The 16,998-nt window shown below is 43.1% G+C and carries 14 protein-coding genes; 7 read left to right on the top strand and 7 right to left on the bottom strand.

Going from position 1 to position 16,998, the window contains the following annotated elements:
- Nucleotides 1–133: 133 nt before the first annotated feature.
- From AAGR14_RS16100 to AAGR14_RS16090, 3 genes are all read right to left on the bottom strand, one after another.
- Entirely contained in the window at nt 134–1,423 is a 1,290-nt protein-coding gene (locus tag AAGR14_RS16100; RefSeq protein ID WP_342645263.1) for an ectonucleotide pyrophosphatase/phosphodiesterase, read from the bottom strand.
- Between the two features lie 79 nt (nt 1,424–1,502).
- Nucleotides 1,503–1,736, bottom strand: coding sequence for a hypothetical protein (locus AAGR14_RS16095; RefSeq protein ID WP_342645262.1), 234 nt, complete (start codon nt 1,734–1,736; stop codon nt 1,503–1,505).
- Between the two features lie 213 nt (nt 1,737–1,949).
- Complete coding sequence (locus tag AAGR14_RS16090) at nt 1,950–2,594, bottom strand: ankyrin repeat domain-containing protein (RefSeq protein ID WP_342645261.1); 645 nt, start codon at nt 2,592–2,594, stop codon at nt 1,950–1,952.
- Nucleotides 2,595–2,686: 92 nt separating this feature from the next.
- Between AAGR14_RS16090 and AAGR14_RS16085 the strand changes: the two genes are divergently transcribed.
- Both AAGR14_RS16085 and AAGR14_RS16080 read left to right on the top strand, forming a co-directional pair.
- Nucleotides 2,687–5,371, top strand: coding sequence for a DNA translocase FtsK (locus tag AAGR14_RS16085; RefSeq protein ID WP_342645260.1), 2,685 nt, complete (start codon nt 2,687–2,689; stop codon nt 5,369–5,371).
- An 89-nt stretch (nt 5,372–5,460) separates the two neighbouring features.
- A complete protein-coding gene (locus tag AAGR14_RS16080; RefSeq protein ID WP_342645259.1) occupies nt 5,461–6,135 on the top strand; it encodes an outer membrane lipoprotein carrier protein LolA in 675 nt (224 codons plus the stop codon).
- 152 nt (nt 6,136–6,287) lie between these two features.
- Here AAGR14_RS16080 and AAGR14_RS16075 read toward each other — a convergent pair whose 3' ends face one another.
- Nucleotides 6,288–6,584, bottom strand: a complete 297-nt coding sequence (locus AAGR14_RS16075) for a hypothetical protein (protein WP_342645258.1) — start codon at nt 6,582–6,584, stop codon at nt 6,288–6,290.
- A 239-nt stretch (nt 6,585–6,823) separates the two neighbouring features.
- On the opposite strand from AAGR14_RS16075, the gene AAGR14_RS16070 reads away from it, so the two are divergent.
- Nucleotides 6,824–7,564 carry an EcsC family protein gene (locus tag AAGR14_RS16070; RefSeq protein WP_342645257.1) on the top strand — a complete coding sequence of 247 codons (741 nt, stop codon included), beginning with the start codon at nt 6,824–6,826 and terminating at the stop codon, nt 7,562–7,564.
- Nucleotides 7,565–7,566: 2 nt separating this feature from the next.
- Here AAGR14_RS16070 and AAGR14_RS16065 read toward each other — a convergent pair whose 3' ends face one another.
- Together AAGR14_RS16065 and AAGR14_RS16060 are read right to left on the bottom strand one after the other, a co-directional pair.
- Nucleotides 7,567–8,532 carry a glycosyltransferase gene (locus AAGR14_RS16065; protein WP_342645256.1) on the bottom strand — a complete coding sequence of 322 codons (966 nt, stop codon included), beginning with the start codon at nt 8,530–8,532 and terminating at the stop codon, nt 7,567–7,569.
- A complete protein-coding gene (locus tag AAGR14_RS16060; protein ID WP_342645255.1) occupies nt 8,532–10,250 on the bottom strand; it encodes a carbamoyltransferase C-terminal domain-containing protein in 1,719 nt (572 codons plus the stop codon). The genes AAGR14_RS16065 and AAGR14_RS16060 overlap by 1 nt, the downstream gene beginning before the upstream one ends.
- Nucleotides 10,251–10,747: 497 nt before the next feature.
- On the opposite strand from AAGR14_RS16060, the gene AAGR14_RS16055 reads away from it, so the two are divergent.
- Nucleotides 10,748–12,640 (top strand): ATP-dependent DNA helicase RecQ, encoded by a 1,893-nt coding sequence (locus tag AAGR14_RS16055; RefSeq protein ID WP_342645254.1) that lies wholly within the window; start codon nt 10,748–10,750, stop codon nt 12,638–12,640.
- A gap of 248 nt (nt 12,641–12,888) precedes the next feature.
- A complete protein-coding gene (glgB, locus tag AAGR14_RS16050; RefSeq protein ID WP_342645253.1) occupies nt 12,889–15,174 on the top strand; it encodes a 1,4-alpha-glucan branching protein GlgB in 2,286 nt (761 codons plus the stop codon).
- A 132-nt stretch (nt 15,175–15,306) separates the two neighbouring features.
- On the opposite strand, the gene AAGR14_RS16045 is transcribed toward glgB, so the two are convergent.
- The gene (locus tag AAGR14_RS16045; RefSeq protein WP_342645252.1) at nt 15,307–15,789 is read right to left on the bottom strand and encodes a tetratricopeptide repeat protein; all 483 of its coding nucleotides are present in this window, start codon (nt 15,787–15,789) and stop codon (nt 15,307–15,309) included.
- A gap of 128 nt (nt 15,790–15,917) precedes the next feature.
- Between AAGR14_RS16045 and AAGR14_RS16040 the strand changes: the two genes are divergently transcribed.
- Together AAGR14_RS16040 and AAGR14_RS16035 are read left to right on the top strand one after the other, a co-directional pair.
- Entirely contained in the window at nt 15,918–16,109 is a 192-nt protein-coding gene (locus tag AAGR14_RS16040) for a hypothetical protein (protein WP_342645251.1), read from the top strand.
- A gap of 108 nt (nt 16,110–16,217) precedes the next feature.
- Nucleotides 16,218–16,811, top strand: a complete 594-nt coding sequence (locus AAGR14_RS16035) for a hypothetical protein (protein ID WP_342645250.1) — start codon at nt 16,218–16,220, stop codon at nt 16,809–16,811.
- The last annotated feature ends 187 nt before the right edge of the window (nt 16,812–16,998 follow it).

The following is a 16,998-nucleotide window of genomic DNA, read 5'->3' as shown; positions in this document are numbered from 1 at the left end:
GTTAAACATAAAAAAAGCGCTTAATTAAGCGCTTTTTTTATGTTTATGCTATTTTTAGTTAACCTGATTAGGAAAGGTGCTAATCAGATTATTCATAAATAAAGGCTTCACCTTTTGTGCTGACTATTATATTCTAATTGCGCCTTGATTTTAAAATCTTTCTTGCGAGGCGGTTACTGCCGTCAACTGGTTGTGTGATTTTTAAGCCTAATAACTGCGCAACTACAGGATACACTTCTACATTTTCAAACTCATTTATATCGCTCCGTTTTTTAAATGCTGGTCCCCAGGCAAAGAAGCTGGCTTTCATTTCGGGTACTAACCTGGGGTCATAACCGTGAGTGCCCGGGTTGTGTTTAGCATTTGCACTGTAAATAAAAACGTAAGGTGCTTTTGGTACCAGTAAAATATCACCAATGCGGTTGTATCTGTCGTTAGCCTTATTGTAGTGCCATTGAGCCGGAGTATGTGTTCTCAGATAGACATCATATTGTTCTGGGGCATTAGTTTTTAGTGCTTTATAGGTGCTTTGAATAGCTTGGATATTTGTACTGTCTTTGGCGTAAACTTCTACCAATACATCTTCGCCGGTTATTCTAAATTTAGAGGTATCGATGCTGGCTGGTATAGTGAATGGGTTGTTATTATTAGATTTCGTCATGCCATGATCTGACAATAAAATAAAGTTGACTTCAAGGCCTGTTTGTTTTACTTGTTTTTGCAACTCGTTGATGGCCGAATCAATAAATAAAACGGCCTGTCTGGTTTGCGGAGCATCCGGCCCAAAGTAATGACCGGCATGATCTACCTGCGGAAAGTATAGATTAATTAAATGCGGGCGTTTTTCCGGTGGTAACTTTAGCCAGTTAACTACGGTATGAATGCGGCTGTTAATGCCAATTTGTTCGTTATATTTAAAGCGATAGGTAGGGTAGGTGCCTTGGATGGGGGCATCGGATCCTACCCAGTAGAAGCTTGCCGTTACCATTTTTTGTTTTTCGGCTAATACCCATAAGGGCGTACCGCCATACCAACGAGCCTCGGTAGCCGTAGCAGACTTTGACGAATAGGCCGCGTTGAGTCTGCGATCATAAAAACGATTACATACTAATCCTGTGTGAGCAGGATATAAGCCAGTAATTAGCGTGTAATGATTAGGAAAAGTAATGGATGGATAGGATGGCAGCATAGCCTTGGCTTTTACACCGCCAGCGCTTAATGCTAATAGATGACGTGCCTGGTACTTTTCTGCATAGTCATACCGCATACCATCAACAGAAATTAATATCACGTAGGGTTTTGCCTGCTGCGCTAAACTATTCGCTCTGCCTGATACCACCTGTTGTAAAGTGTCTGTGTTTTGAGCATAAACAGAAAGGTTGATCAGTAACGTCAGCAGCAACGCAATGCTATTCTTCACCATCGCCGCAAAATTACGTAAACAGGTGCAATAAAAGTCGACTGAATCATTCTGCAATCAACTTAAGCTATTTTACTGTTACTTACTCTTCATATTCTACCTTTACCTGCACATAGTTATCGTTGCTTACTTCGGCGTATTGCTTGGGATTACGGGTAAACTCCGGATCGGTGTCCAGATAAATATCTGTGATGTTTAACAATTCCGGCTTGCCGTTAGTGCCTATGTTATATTGCAGCGGCGACTGTTTATCCAGTTCGCTCTTAATCTCTTGGTATTGTTTCCCGGTAAGCATCACCATTTTTTCGGCCTTCATAATAATATAAGTTATTCACGATGTTAAAAGGTAACATCGTTACGGTAAGAAGTGTTCGTAAAGTTGCGCAATATCTTTAGTGTAAAGCCAGCTTCCGACTAAATATTTAAGCATGCAGCCTTCAGCTCTGATGGCTGCATGCTATTGCCCTGTAAATGACAAAGCCCTTAACCCAAAGGTTAAAGGCTTTTTAATATATATGGGATGTCGATTTTACATGCTCAGAATTTCGGCTATTTCTTGGTAGCCGTTATTGCGGGCTAAGTCGGCAGGAAGAGAGCCATCTTCCATGGTTAAAGTTACATCAGCACCTTCCTCTAAAAGTAATATAAGCATCTCAGGGTCACCGTGTTTAGCAGCGTAATGAAGTGGAGTAATTCCAGTATCATGTTGTATGTTTAACTGTACATTATGTTCTAATAACATACGTACTAAGTCCAGGTGGTTACCAGCAACAGCCAAGTGAATTGGGCGTATACCCGACTCACCTTTTAAAGGCTGGTTAACATCCGCGCCTTTATATAACAGGTAACGGGCAGCTTCATACTGACCGAAGTAACAAGCCAGTGCTAACGGAGTAAAACCGTCAGCATTATAAGTATGAACCAGTTCGGGGTTAGAATACACCAAATACGCTAAGATATCAAACTTTCCAGCTGCAGCAGCTTCAAAAATGTCTAATTTATCGATGTATTTAAGCAATACAGATGTTGCAGCAGGCTTTTTATAAAAGCAAGACAGCATTAAAGGTGATACATCCTCATCAATTGTTGTCCTTGCCAAATCTGGGTTTTGAGCCAGCAATTGATTTAGTGCGTTAACATCACCAGTAGTAATTAAGTATTCTAATCGTCCCATATTCAATCGTTTGTACTTTAGTAAATTAAAAACCGTGCCAAATGCAAATCTTATCTATTAACTTTATATTTGTACTTTAACTGTTGATAGAGATGCCGCCAAAAGGAAATCAGTTTAAATCAAATTCTTTCAGAGATGAAAGCCGTCCGCGACAAGGTATCGGTGCCCGTACCGAGCGCGAGAAGGTTATGAAACGCAAGCTGGAGAATTTGCCAACTTTTAACTTTGGCGATGGAAGGGCAATTAAAATTGTTGGCCTTTTATGCCTGGTCATATCTGTTTTTTTTCTCATCGCTTTTACATCGTATTTGTTTACCTGGCAGTCAGACCAAAGCTATGTGCTTAAGGCTAACGGCGGTTGGGGCAACCTTTTTAAAACTGAGCAAGAGCTTTTAGATAATGGTGTAAACAACCCGGTGGTCGAAAACTGGTTAGGTAAATTGGGTGCTTTAATGGCCAACCAATTTATGTATGAGTGGTTTGGCGTAGCCTCGTTCATCTTCGTCATGATATTTTTTGTAATTGGTTACCGTATGCTATTTAAGGTACGGTTATTTCCGATGGGCAAGATGCTGGCTTATTCATTGTTCAGTTTGGTGTTTTTTTCGATTGCTATTGGCTTTTTGCACGGCTTTGTGAGTGACTACGCGCATTACCTGGAAGGCGAGTTTGGCTATTGGAGCACACGTTTATTAAACGCCCAGATAGGGCAGGCCGGCACTGGTTGCTTACTGGTATTTGCAGCCTTAACGGTTCTGATTATTGCCTACAATATTGATTTTAAATTACCCGAACGCCCTAAACGGATTTTGGTAAAACCGGATTCTGTAGATAACGTAAGCCCAGAAGGTGTTGACTTGGATGACGAGTTGTTATCCGGGCCGGTAGAGTGGCCCCGTGCCAATAACCGTATACGCGATGATGGTGCAGTATCCGGTGCTGCAACAGTGCCGGTTGCCGAACGCCTGCGCCAGGAACCATTAAACAGACCCGCAGTTGTTGAGCCGCTTTTACCCGAGCCTGTGCTGCCGCATACTGTAGCACAAACGGCTGTTATAGTAAATGCGCCGGTTCATGAGCCGATTGTATTAAGCCCAACCAATACTGCTGTTGCGGAAGAAGATTTAGATGATGCTGATGTGCCTGAAGCAGAAGATGAAGTTCCGTTTACAGTAGAAGATACCCGCCCTCTGCCTGAGTTAAGCATTGAGCAAGCGCCCGAGGTTTCTGCTAACGAACTGGTGGCAAAATTCGGAACCTTTGACCCAAAACTTGATCTTTCTTCTTACAAGTACCCGGGATTGGAACTGTTGGAAAATTATGGCACCAACAAAATAAACGTTGACGCAGGCGAGCTCGAATCCAACAAGAATAAAATTGTAGAGACGCTTAATCACTACAATATTGAGATTGATAAGATTAAGGCAACCATTGGTCCCACGGTAACACTTTACGAAATAATTCCGGCGCCTGGTGTGCGTATATCTAAAATTAAAAATTTAGAGGACGACATCGCTTTAAGCTTGGCGGCCTTGGGTATTCGTATCATCGCGCCTATGCCGGGTAAAGGCACTATTGGTATAGAGGTTCCTAATCAGCACCCTGAAATGGTTTCTATGCGCTCTGTTTTGGCTACAGAGAAGTTTCAAAATACCACTATGGATTTGCCTATTGCATTAGGTAAAACTATCTCTAACGAGGTATTTATAGCTGATTTAGCCAAAATGCCTCACTTGCTGGTAGCAGGTTCTACCGGGCAAGGTAAATCGGTAGGTATTAACGCCATATTGGTTTCTCTGCTTTACAAACGCCATCCTTCAGAGTTGAAATTTGTAATGGTTGACCCCAAAAAGGTTGAACTTACCTTATTCAGAAAAATTGAACGCCACTTTTTGGCTAAGTTGCCCGATGAGGCCGATGCTGTTATCACCGATACCAAGAAGGTGATTAACACGCTGAATTCATTGTGTATTGAGATGGATCAGCGTTATGACTTGCTGAAGGATGCGCAGGTTCGCAATTTAAAAGAGTATAACGCAAAATTCATCAATCGTAAACTGAATCCTGAAAACGGCCATAAGTTTATGCCTTTTATTGTACTGGTAGTGGATGAGTTTGCCGATCTGATGATGACTGCCGGTAAGGAAGTAGAAATGCCCATAGCCCGTTTGGCGCAGCTGGCACGTGCAGTGGGTATTCACTTAGTTATTGCAACGCAGCGCCCGTCAGTAAATATTATTACGGGTACTATCAAGGCCAACTTCCCGGCGCGTTTAGCATTCAGGGTGCAATCTAAAATAGATTCGCGCACTATTTTGGATGCAGGCGGCGCCGACCAGCTGATTGGTAGAGGTGATATGCTGCTTTCAACCGGAAGTGACTTAATTCGTTTGCAATGTGCATTCGTAGATACACCTGAAGTTGAAAAAATTTCAGATTTCATTGGTAACCAGCGCGGCTATCCAAGTGCCTTTATGCTGCCCGAGTATGTAGGCGAAGGTGAAGCTAACAGTCCGAAAGAGTTTGACCCCAATGACCGCGATCCGATGTTTGAGGATGCCGCCCGTTTAATTGTTTTGCATCAGCAGGGCTCCACTTCTCTGGTTCAACGTAAACTTAAATTAGGTTACAACCGTGCTGGCCGTATCATTGACCAGTTAGAAGCGGCCGGTATTGTTGGTCCGTTTGAAGGCAGTAAAGCCCGTGAGGTGTTATATCCGGACGAGTACAGCCTGGAGCGTCACCTGGAAGAGATACAAAAATCTGCACGCGGTTAAACTTAGCACTGCTTCTGTTGTTCTAACCATCAATTGTAACAAATAACTGGGCCTGGCTGTAGCCGGGCCGAACAACAGAACATACCCCTATGAAAAAGATATTTGCTTATTTAATATTGATTGCGATGCCTGCTTCGGCTGCTTTTGCTCAGCAAGATGCCCAAGCTAAAAGCATTTTAAATGGCGTAAGTCAGAAATACCGTTCTTATAATACCGTTAAAAGCGACTTTACTATTAATATACAAAGCCCTCAGGATAAAGTCAATCAGACACAATCGGGCACTTTGTATACCCAGGCTAAAACTAATAAGTACAAACTAACAGTGTATGGTAACACGGCTAAAACAGCCGTTGCACAAGAAATTACCAGCGATGGTAAAACATTATGGACTTATCTGCCCCGCGAAAAGGAAGTGCAGGTGAATGACGTGAAGAATAATACAGAGGGTCTTAACCCGGCACAAGTTTTTACCATTTACGAAAAAGGCTATAAATACATTTACACCGGTTTGCAAAAGCAGGGCGGCAAAAGTTACCAGGCCATTGAGCTTACCCCGGTTGATGCCAAGCAAAATATTTTTAAGGTAAAGCTACTCATTGACGCTGCCAAAAAGCAGATTTACAGTGCGCAAATGTTTGATAAAAATGGTAGTCGTTACTTGTATACCATCAACAGCCTGACGCCTAACTCCGCCATTGGTGCAGATGTGTTTACCTACAATGTAAAGGCTCATCCCGGAGTAGAGGTTGTCGATTTAAGATAATTTGAGCTTTACGAACAAAACAGCGAAAGCCCGGCGACATGATGTCGCCGGGCTTTCGCTGTTTTCAGAATAGGTTTAATCAGCTTACACGGTGTGCCTTAAGCTCCAAGGTTAAATGATAGCTTTACTTTTTTACCGTTTGGATAGGTGAACTATAGAAGGGTTTTAATGGCTAAAATTTGACCTGGATGTATGGCAAATAATAGCTTTACCTCATCATATTTTATAACCTCCAAGATGAGTGCCGTTTCTACTTTCGAATTTTCGGCATATTCAATTTGTTCAACTGCGTCAATCACAAAAAAAGATTCGTTGTCTAACCAGATTATAGCGCCGGGTTTCACGGCGCCATTTGCAGTATGACCAGTGATGATATAACCTATACCGACAACATTCATTACTTTACTTACTGTAAAATAAACGATGTCTGTTGTTGTGGTGCTTGTCATACGTTTGGTTATTGTCTATGCTTTGCCGTTGCTTTGTAAGTTTGAGCAAAATGTTGGAGGCTTTTATAAGGACAAACTAATTGATTTCAATGTTTGATCTGCATTTTAAATTAGAAACAAAGCGACATACAATTACCTACAACTTTGTTTCGTTATCTGCCCTTTACTGACGAATAATGTTGAGCTGCTGCCGGTATAAGCTTTAAGGTTAAGCAAAATAAATGCTTAATTGCAGCATCATGACTATCTATGAACAGCAAGCGCATATCGAGTTGCAGTTTTGGCAGCACCGTATGCAAAAGAAGCCTTCTCTCACCGACAAGTTGTCTAAAACGGTGCAGAGTAAAATTAATGAATATATTCCCGAAAAAGTTCATCAGGCTATAACCGTAGCTATAGAAAAGATGATTAAGGCTGTGTTGTTCGGCGCCAAGTATACTACCGGCGACGTGCCTGCGCAGGATATGTTGTTACAAATGCGCGAGGTGCTGGTTAGGCAGAAGATTGAGAACTATCAAAAGACAGCTACTGTTGAAGGTGCCATCACCGGTGCCGGTGGCTTTTTATTGGGCCTGGCCGACTTTCCGTTGTTGTTAAGCATCAAGTTAAAACTCTTGTTTGAGATTGCGGCGTTGTATGGCCACAACGTTAAAGATTATAAAGAGCGTTTGTATATCCTCTACATATTTCAACTGGCTTTCTCCAGCCAGCAACGGCGTAATGAAATTTATCAGCTGGTAGCCGAATGGCAGGGTTACAGCGGCTCCTTACCAAATGATGTGGCTGAGTTTGACTGGCGCATATTTCAGCAAGAATATCGCGATTATATTGACCTGGCTAAAATGGCGCAGTTGTTACCGGTAATAGGTGCCGCTGTTGGCGCTATTGCCAATTACAGGCTTATAAACCAGTTGGGCGCTACAGCTATGAACTGTTACCGAATGAGGCACATGAGTCCTTTGCAAATCATCAAGCAATAAGGCTAAACAAACCACACCCTGTACTTGATCAAACCATAAAAATGCCAGTATATGGAGACAAACGGAATGATAGCGGATGTATACAACATTTCGTAAATGTGGGATGATGAGTGTGAGGTGTTGGCCAAACGTTTTAGGCTAAATTGTAAAACCAGTACCAACCATACGGCCAAAGCAATCAAAGCAGTGATGGTATGCATAGATAGCAAACCCAATAAGGCGACCATCAAACTCAAAACCGTTAAATAATAAGTAAACGGAGGCTTTGCATGTATTTGTTGCTGGTATAAAGCACGGTGCTTTTTAAAAAGTAAAGCATTAAATAAGGTCTTTTTTTGTTCGCCAATGCTCACCCCCCAACGCGCTTCGCGAACCGGGTGTATAACTGCTGCCTTTTCTACTTTACTCAAAGGTATGTTTGCCCCAAGTATTTTAAAATGCAAATCACTGTCTTCGCGCCAGGCCATGGTAAAGCGCTCATCAAAACCATCAATTAGCACAAGGGCTTGTTTAGTGCATGCGCAGTTAGCCGTTACAAAGTCGGCGGTTTCCAGACCAGCGGTGTTTTGTGCAAAATCGGTAGGGTAGGGCGGTAAGGGTACAATTACTTTACCGGTAAATGCTGCTAACGTTTCCTCTTTCCAGGCTTCCAGGTAACCTGTCAGCCAATTGGGTGTGGGCAATGTGTCGTCATCAGTAAAGGCAATCAGCTCGGCCTGCGCCTGCTGCCAGCCATAATTTCGGGCAGCTGCCGGGCCTGCTTTTTGGGGTAGGGGTAAATACCTAAGGTTAGCCGGTTTGTCTGTCCAGGTATGCAGGGCTTCAGACGTTATCGGGTCGGGGCCATCGCTTACTACAATAATTTCAAAATGGGCCAATGGCAATGTCTGCTCACGCAGCGCCCCGATGCATTTAAAAAGTAAATCGGGGCGCCGGTAAGTAGGTATAACAACAGAAATGCGGAGCATTATTTTTCAATCACAAATGAACCAATAATCAAGGCGTCAAAAGGTGAAGACCAAAAACACTCTACGGCATCGCGCGGTGTACATACAATGGGTTTGCCCAACGTATTAAAAGAGGTGTTGACCAGTACCGGCACACCTGTTTTGCGCTGAAACGCCTTTAACAGATCATAATAATTTTTATGCTGACGCTCGTTAACTGTTTGTATACGTGCAGTGCCATCAGTATGGCGCACGGCCGGAATCTGGTCGGCTTTCTCGGGTTTTACATCATAGATGAATAACATAAAAGGCGAGTAGCTCGCATTTTCAAACCAGTTGCCTGCTTCTTCTTCCAGTACAACCGGCGCTACCGGGCGAAAGTCTTCGCGGTCTTTTACTTCATTTAACCGTTGCTGCATAGCCGGACTAATTGGCGATGCTAATATAGAACGGCTACCCAACGCCCGCGGCCCAAACTCCATGCGGCCTTGGTACCAGCCAATAATTTTATCCTGCATCAGTATATCGGCAGTTTCCTCAGCAATATTGTTTAGTTTACGGTAAGGCACTTTCCAAAGCTTCAGCCATCTTTCAATTTCTGCGTCGGTATACTCAGGACCCCAATAGCAGTGTTCCATCACAAAGTCGCGCGTAGTCGCTTTGCGTTGCTGAGCATCAACCCATAAGGCCGCACCTAAGGCCGTACCGTCATCGCCTGATGCCGGTTGTACCCAAATATTTTGAAATGCACCTTTATCACGTATGCGGGCATTGGCTACACAATTTAAGGCTACACCACCGGCCATACAAAGGTTCTGCTCGCCGGTTTCTTTTTTTAACCAATCTGTTAATTCTAAAAGCGTTTCTTCTAACACCAATTGCAAAGAGTGAGCTATGTTGAAGTGATGTGCCGTAAATTCTTCATGGCGCAGACGTTTTGGGCCAAAGCGTTCCACAAAGTTTTTGTTTTCAATAGTATACTGCCCGTTAGGCGCAACTTTAATAATTTCACGAAAATCTTTTACAAACTCTGGCTTACCATAACTGGCCAAAGCCATAACTTTGTACTCATCTGATGAATGCAAAAAGCCCAGATGCGTTGTTATTTCTTCATACAACAAACCCAACGAGTTAGGAAAGTTTACCTGACCGATGCGCTTTAAATCGTGTCCGTTGCCTACACTGTAAGTAGTCGTAGCCTGTTCGCCACGACCATCAACCGTCATCACTGCTGCACGCTCAAATGGAGAACAATTGAAAGCGCTGGCAGCATGAGCCACATGATGATCTACAAAATGCCACTTTTCGCGCGGTACGTTAGCGCCAATAAAGCGTTGCTGTAAGTGGTGTGGCCAGCCATCGTTCAATTGCCCAACCGCATTAATAATAGATGACAAAAACAGCGGATCCCAAACATTCAGCCAATCCTGATTAATTGGATCAACGGAAGGTTCAAAAGGAATATCGATAGTGCCTTTGCCTTTAAACTGCTCATTAATGAGTTGATAAGGATCAAATGAATAAGCGATGTGATCAACATCGTTAATATGAATACCAGCTATTTTCAAGCAGTAGTCTATAGCATGAAAAGGTAGTTCCCATGTGCTAAAGGGCACCGGGCGTTTGCCGTGTTTTATATGGGTAAAGCGTTCTTCTTCGGTGGCGGCCAAAAGTTGGCCATCTTTAATGATACAGGCTGCCGAGTCGTGAAAAGCAGCGTTGATTCCTAAAGTGTACATGCGGGAGTAGATGTTTTGTAGTTAAATGTTGTGTGAACACTTAAAAGGAAAAATACTACCAATAGTTTTAAAAGATTGATTTTAAATTAGAAGTTAATGCAATTGTATTTATGCGAAATTTTAATCGTTGTCAGGTAGCAATTCCGATTAGTATTTTGCAAAAAAAATGCAACCGTAGATGCTATGCCAACGTAAAAATACATGAAGGTTAAAAGCTGAATTCGCTTATGAGCCCGAGGTATATAGCTGATACGATGAGATAAGTGCGAAAGAATGACTCAGAGCAGAATGTTGTAAGAGTAATATTCTATTAAAAGCCATGCTGATGATAAATCAGTATGGCTTCGTTGTTTTTGAGTTTACGCTGGCACTTTTTGGGCTATGCTCTTTAAAAGCTTATTAAGATGATTATGCATTTGCAATTGTGTGTCTTTGGAGCTTTATCCGGCTAAACTTCTTTCGACAACCTGTAAAACTCCTATCATTGTATAGTGAGCATGAATATACACCAGATATTACAGCATTACTGGAAACATAATGCCTTCCGTCCGTTACAGCAACCGATTATCGAGTCGGTAATGCAAGGGCGGGATACCTTGGCGCTACTGCCAACCGGCGGTGGTAAGTCGGTTTGCTATCAGGTACCTGCCATGGCTATGGATGGTATATGTTTAGTAATCTCTCCGCTGATTGCACTCATGAAAGACCAAGTAGATAACTTGAAAGCGAAGGGCATTGATGCTATGGCTATTGTGTCGGGCATGAACCGGCGCGAGGTAGAAATAGCGCTGGATAACTGCATTTATGGGCAGGTGAAATTTTTGTACATCTCGCCCGAACGTTTATTGAGCGATTTAGTGCGCGAGCGGATCAAATACATGAAAGTTAACCTGTTTGCGGTCGACGAAGCACATTGTATATCGCAATGGGGCTATGATTTCAGGCCCCCGTATCTACATCTGTCAGATTTGCGTGCTTTACATCCCAAGGTTCCTATTTTAGCGCTAACTGCCACCGCCACTGCCGAAGTAAGAGATGATATTCAGGATAAATTAGCTTTTAGGGCCCGTAACATTTTCCAGCAAAGTTTTGAGCGTAAAAATATTAGCTACCGTGTACAGCACGACGAAAACAAACTACGGCGTATGCTCGAGGTGGCCCGTAGCGTAAAGGGTAGTGGCATTGTTTACGTGCGCAGCCGTAAAGAAACGGTAGAGCTATCTAAATTTTTTAATGACAACGCCGTAGCTGCCGATTACTACCATGCGGGTTTAGATGGTGATACACGCAATGTCAAACAGGAGCAATGGAAAAATAATCATATCCGCATTATTATCGCTACTAATGCTTTCGGGATGGGGATTGATAAACCCGATGTGCGCTTTGTTATACATAAAGATTTACCCGAAAGCCTGGAGGCCTACTACCAGGAAGCCGGTCGTGGTGGCCGCGACGAGCAAAAAGCTTATGCCGTGTTGTTATACAGCGAGGCCGACCGGTTAAAGCAGGAACGTAAGTTTGAGATCAGCTTTCCTTCGGTGGATGAAATAAAGCAGGTATACCATTACCTGGCTAACTATTATCAATTGGCTTATGGTGCAGGCGAGGGTTTGAGCTTTGAATTAGACCTGGCCGACTTTTGCGGCCGTTTTAAACTTGATGCGCTGAAATCATTAAACGCACTTAAGTTTTTAGAGCAGGCTGAGTATTTGGCCTTTAACGAAAGCGTATTTTTGCCTTCCCGTTTCCAGTTCGAAATTGCACATGAGCAATTATATAACTTTCAAATTCAAAACCCGGCTTGGGATCCATTTATTAAAACTTTGCTGCGTTCTTATGGCGGGGCGTTTGATAATTACGTGCGTATCCGCGAGTTTGACATAGCACGGCGTACCAACCTTAGCGTGCAACAAGTGCGCGAAGCCATGCAGCAGCTCAATGATTATGGTGCATTAAGCTATCAGCCGCAAACTGACAAGCCGCAGGTTACTTATTTAAAGCCACGCCAAACATCGGCTAATTTATGGATAGACCGCCAGTATCTGGATACGCGTAAAGCTGTTTACCGTAAAAAAATGGATGCGATACTGGCCTACGTAAATAATAACCGCTGCCGGAGCATACAATTGTTAGCTTATTTTAACGAGCCCAATGCATCCAAATGCGGCGTGTGTGACGTTTGCCTGCGCGAACAGCGCGAGCAAAATGCCGGCGAGTTACATCAGCAAATTGCTGATGAAATTATGGAAGCAATTAGCGCTGCACCGCTTAGCTTGGAGCAATTAGTGGGGGCGCTAACCCGCGGCAAAAGTAACGACAGGCTTACCGTGATACGGCAATTAATGGATGTCGGACGTATTAAAAGCAACGGCGAAAAGTATTATTTGTAGACATCTTTGTGTGCTTACTTAATGCTGCCCGGGCATAAAGTTGTTGGTTTTAAAAGTCGGGCTAAATTAATTGAAAGGGTAATTGTTTACCGTTCAGGCTTGTTACTGCTGCAAAAATGATTACTATTGCAACAGGCAAAACAAGTAGTTAGTTGCAGTGTTGGGGATTAAATTACAGCGTCAGATACTTTTACCTGTTTTTGCTGCATTTACACAGAATCCAATGTCTTGCTTAAGACACTCTAACTATGGCAAAGCAACCCAAAAAAACAAAGCCTGTATCACTGCCCGGCAGTGCTGAAACCGAAACAACACCAGAAACTACAGCGAATTCATCGGCAGAAAACACAGAGATATTTCCCAAATCTAAGCCGGTGAAAGCCAAAAGCGCCTCTTCGGGCAAGAAAAGGGGATGGGCTGAAAAGGAAACATTTCCTGAATCGGAGCCGGTAAAGGTAGCCAAAGCTGCTAAGCGTAAAAGTAAAGCCGATGCCGAACTCCCGGCCGAAATTTCTGTTACCGAACTTATAACTGAGATTGCCAAAAAGAAGAAAGGTAAAACAGTAAAAGCTGATTTGCCTGTTATACCAGAAACTGCTGCGTCCCCGGCACCATTAACCATAACACTTAATCCGGTAGAAGCTTACAGCCGTTTTACCGAGTTTGACATCGACCTGTTTAAAGGCGGCAAACATTATAAATTATACGAAAAACTGGGCTCGCACGTAGTGGAGCATAGAGGCGTTATTGGTACCTATTTTGCCGTTTGGGCGCCCAATGCACAGTATGTTTCGGTAATTGGTAATTTTAATGGCTGGAACCGGGCGGCACATCCGCTTAACCATCGCTGGGATGCTTCGGGCATATGGGAGGGTTTTATTCCGAACATAGGTAACGGCGAGGTTTATAAATATTTTCTTAATTCATCGCAAGGCGAAGATCTTGAAAAAGGCGATCCCTATGCCCTGCGTTGGGAAGAGCCGCCTCAAACAGCATCAATAGTAGCCGACACTTACTACGAGTGGAGCGATGGCGACTGGATGGCCAACCGTTATCAACACAATGCATTAGATAAACCTTATTCGGTTTACGAGGTGCATTTGGGCTCGTGGGCACGTGACAACGAAAGCCCGGATGCCTTTTATACTTACAACCAGATCGCCGACAAACTGGTGCCCTATGTAAAGGATATGGGATTTACCCACGTGGAGTTTATGCCCATTATGGAACATCCTTATTATCCAAGTTGGGGTTACCAGGTAACAGGTTACTATGCGGCCACCTCCAGGTATGGTACACCACAGCAATTAATGCAGTTAATTGAACGCTTTCACCAGGAAGGCATCGGGGTGATACTGGATTGGGTTCCTTCGCACTTTCCGGGAGATGCGCACGCGCTGTACAATTTTGACGGTACGCATTTATACGAGCATGCTGATGTTCGCCAGGGTTATCATCCCGACTGGACTTCTTATATCTTTAATTACGGTCGTAATGAAGTAAAATCATTCCTGATAAGTAATGCATTGTTTTGGCTTGACCGTTACCATGCCGATGGTTTAAGAGTAGACGGCGTAGCATCGATGCTTTATTTAGATTATTCGCGCAAGCACGATGAATGGGTACCTAACATTTTTGGCGGTAACCATAACCTCGAGGCTATTGAATTTTTGAAAGAATTTAATATGGCCGTTTACGGCAACTTCCCCGATGTGCAAACCATTGCCGAAGAATCTACTTCATTTACCGGCGTAAGCCGCCCTGTATACAGCGGCGGACTTGGCTTTGGCATGAAATGGATGATGGGCTGGATGCACGATACCATCGGGTATTTTAAACAAGACCCTGTTTATCGTAAATATCATCACGAAGAATTAACATTCAGCCTCATTTATGCCTTTACCGAAAACTTTATGCTTCCCTTTTCACATGATGAGGTGGTTTATGGCAAAGGGTCGATGCTTACCAAAATGCCTGGCGACGAGTGGCAGCGGTATGCCAATCTGCGTTTAATGTACAGTTATATGTTTACCCATCCGGGTACCAAGTTACTGTTTATGGGCGCCGAGTTTGGCCAGAACGCCGAGTGGAGCTTTAGCAAGTCGTTAGATTGGTGGGTAACGCAGTTTGATTGCCATGCAGGTATGCAGGAAACCGTTAAAGCTCTTAACCGTTTGTATCGCAGCGAGCCTGCTTTATATGAGAAAGGTTTTAGTGCCGAGGGATTTGAGTGGATAGATGGCGGTAACGTGGAGGATTCTATCTTTGTTTACCTGCGTAAAGGTAACAACGAAGCCAACGGGCTGGTAGTGGCGCTTAACATGACACCTAATGTGCGCTACGACTACCGTATTGGTGTGCCTTTAGCTGGCGAGTGGCAAGAAGTTTTCAATTCTGACGAAAAGAAATACTGGGGAAGTGGGGTAGGTAACCCTCACCCTTTAAATGCGGAAGGTACTGCATGGCATGGTCGTGAAAACTCGATCAGTGTTACGCTGCCGCCACTTGGAGTAACGGTATTTAAAAGGCGGTAATTATAAAAGATTTTGCCGGCAGACTACGACACCGTCGCTCAGCGTAAAAAGAAGTAAAAAAGCACCATGTGATAGTTTATTAAAACTGTCGTCATGGTGCTTTTTATTTAAAGGTTAGTTACCAATGTTCCGTTACAAAGTAGCTTTATATTCGCAATTGGCGATAGCCCTTTTGTAGTCTTCAATCGAATCAAAATTTAAGCAAAGCTTAATGGCTTTTTTATAAAAGTTAATCGCTTCTTCAAAGTTTTGATTGTACTCTTCGATAATGCCTAAGCGATAATTTAATAACGATTTATCTGCCAGAGGCCTGATCTGGGCTTTGTCGGCAATATGGCGGGCTTTGTCCCATTGTTCTAAATTAGTATATAAAACAATAAGGTTAATATAAGCATGCGGGTATTGCGGGTTGCTCTTTATAGCAGCTTTGTAATGGTTTTCGGCACGGCCATAATCATCAAACTGTGTACGGTACAACCAACCCAGCGAGTTGTGTGCCTGCGCTGTTGATGGTTCTTCCAGTATAATGTTTTCTAACAGCTGTTTGGCCTGTAAGTAGTTTGCATTGCGGATGGCTTCCTCTGCTTCCAAGTAAATATCTTCCCAGTTATGCATTGCGTATTAATTAGGTAATAACCCGCAATATAACTATTTGCAAGGTTAATGTGTTGAATTAAGAACGGCGCCCGAAACATAAATTGTTGCCATTGGTTAAAATGAAATACCAATGATAATTAGCCGCGATGAATAATAAGTTTTTTTACGCCTATTTGCTCGGTGCCGTTGCCGCGCTTATTTTAGCCATTTATCAATTGGTGCTTACCAGCCCAAAAGTGAGTATTGGGGTAGGTTTTTTGTACCTGGTGCCTGCCATTATCTTATTTTATATGGCTTATAAAGTCTACCACGAAAAGAACGACAGCGAATTAATGTAACATTAGCGCTGTATTATCTCATACCTTTAAAGTTACTGCCAATGTGGTAAAATAAAAAACAAAGGCATTCTTTTTAAGGTTATTCTATCACACGTAAAACACAAACTTATGTTAGCATTTGATCAAGAAACCTGGACTGCTGAACAGGAGATACCAACCAAACTTTCCCGTGGGTTTAACAACGATGAACTTGATCGTGAAAGATTATCTAAGGCCGCTGTTAACCCGGATGATGATGACGAGGATGATCTGGAAGACGACGATGATTTGGACTTAGATGATGATGATCTGGATGATGATGACGATTTAGATAATGATGTTGTACCAGGTTATGATGAGGATTTAGATGATGACGAACTGGACGAAGACGACGATGATGAGGACTTTAACCGTATTAACGGGCAAACAAGTCATGATCTTTCTTCGGGTGTAACGGCAAGCTACGATGAAGCAGATGAGCCTAACGAAACACCGGAGCAGGATGAGTCGGATAATGAAAGTCTGGGCTATCCAAGTGAACAGGAAGTAAGCCAGCCACAAGAGGGTAACGATGCCTCATACAGTGAGCAAACTGATGTAACGCCACCAGAAACGCATGAGTTTCCATCAGTAGGTAACGCAAAAACCGATTTTGAGAGCCGTCCTCAGGGCCGTACCACCGGCCGCATGCTTGGCCATGAACCAGGCACTGAAGGTATATAATTTGTACAATACTGTTATTAAAGTAAAAGCTGCCCAAACCGGGCAGCTTTTACTTTTTAGGGCCATAGCAAACTCATATTAGCTTTTTTGCAACTATAATTAGGCGTATATTCACTACACGGACAGGCAAATCAAAATTTAAGTATTGGCATTCAAGGCATTTTTCTAATTTTGGGCTTTTAAAATC

This window comes from Mucilaginibacter sp. CSA2-8R, assembly GCF_038806765.1.
In the GTDB taxonomy this organism is placed as follows: domain Bacteria; phylum Bacteroidota; class Bacteroidia; order Sphingobacteriales; family Sphingobacteriaceae; genus Mucilaginibacter.
Note: the sequence above shows the minus strand (reverse complement) of the source record. Positions and strands in the feature narration are given on the sequence as shown.

Excerpts from the sequence above, each read along its gene's own strand:
- AAGR14_RS16100 (WP_342645263.1), bottom strand. The coding sequence starts at position 1,423 with ATGGTGAAGAATAGCATTGCGTTGCTGCTGACGTTACTGATCAACCTT.
- AAGR14_RS16070 (WP_342645257.1), top strand. The coding sequence starts at position 6,824 with ATGACTATCTATGAACAGCAAGCGCATATCGAGTTGCAGTTTTGGCAG.
- AAGR14_RS16065 (WP_342645256.1), bottom strand. The coding sequence starts at position 8,532 with ATGCTCCGCATTTCTGTTGTTATACCTACTTACCGGCGCCCCGATTTA.
- AAGR14_RS16080 (WP_342645259.1), top strand. The coding sequence starts at position 5,461 with ATGAAAAAGATATTTGCTTATTTAATATTGATTGCGATGCCTGCTTCG.
- AAGR14_RS16055 (WP_342645254.1), top strand. The coding sequence starts at position 10,748 with ATGAATATACACCAGATATTACAGCATTACTGGAAACATAATGCCTTC.
- AAGR14_RS16085 (WP_342645260.1), top strand. The coding sequence starts at position 2,687 with ATGCCGCCAAAAGGAAATCAGTTTAAATCAAATTCTTTCAGAGATGAA.
- AAGR14_RS16045 (WP_342645252.1), bottom strand. The coding sequence starts at position 15,789 with ATGCATAACTGGGAAGATATTTACTTGGAAGCAGAGGAAGCCATCCGC.
- AAGR14_RS16095 (WP_342645262.1), bottom strand. The coding sequence starts at position 1,736 with ATGAAGGCCGAAAAAATGGTGATGCTTACCGGGAAACAATACCAAGAG.
- AAGR14_RS16040 (WP_342645251.1), top strand. The coding sequence starts at position 15,918 with ATGAATAATAAGTTTTTTTACGCCTATTTGCTCGGTGCCGTTGCCGCG.
- AAGR14_RS16075 (WP_342645258.1), bottom strand. The coding sequence starts at position 6,584 with ATGACAAGCACCACAACAACAGACATCGTTTATTTTACAGTAAGTAAA.
- AAGR14_RS16060 (WP_342645255.1), bottom strand. The coding sequence starts at position 10,250 with ATGTACACTTTAGGAATCAACGCTGCTTTTCACGACTCGGCAGCCTGT.
- AAGR14_RS16090 (WP_342645261.1), bottom strand. The coding sequence starts at position 2,594 with ATGGGACGATTAGAATACTTAATTACTACTGGTGATGTTAACGCACTA.
- AAGR14_RS16035 (WP_342645250.1), top strand. The coding sequence starts at position 16,218 with ATGTTAGCATTTGATCAAGAAACCTGGACTGCTGAACAGGAGATACCA.
- glgB (WP_342645253.1), top strand. The coding sequence starts at position 12,889 with ATGGCAAAGCAACCCAAAAAAACAAAGCCTGTATCACTGCCCGGCAGT.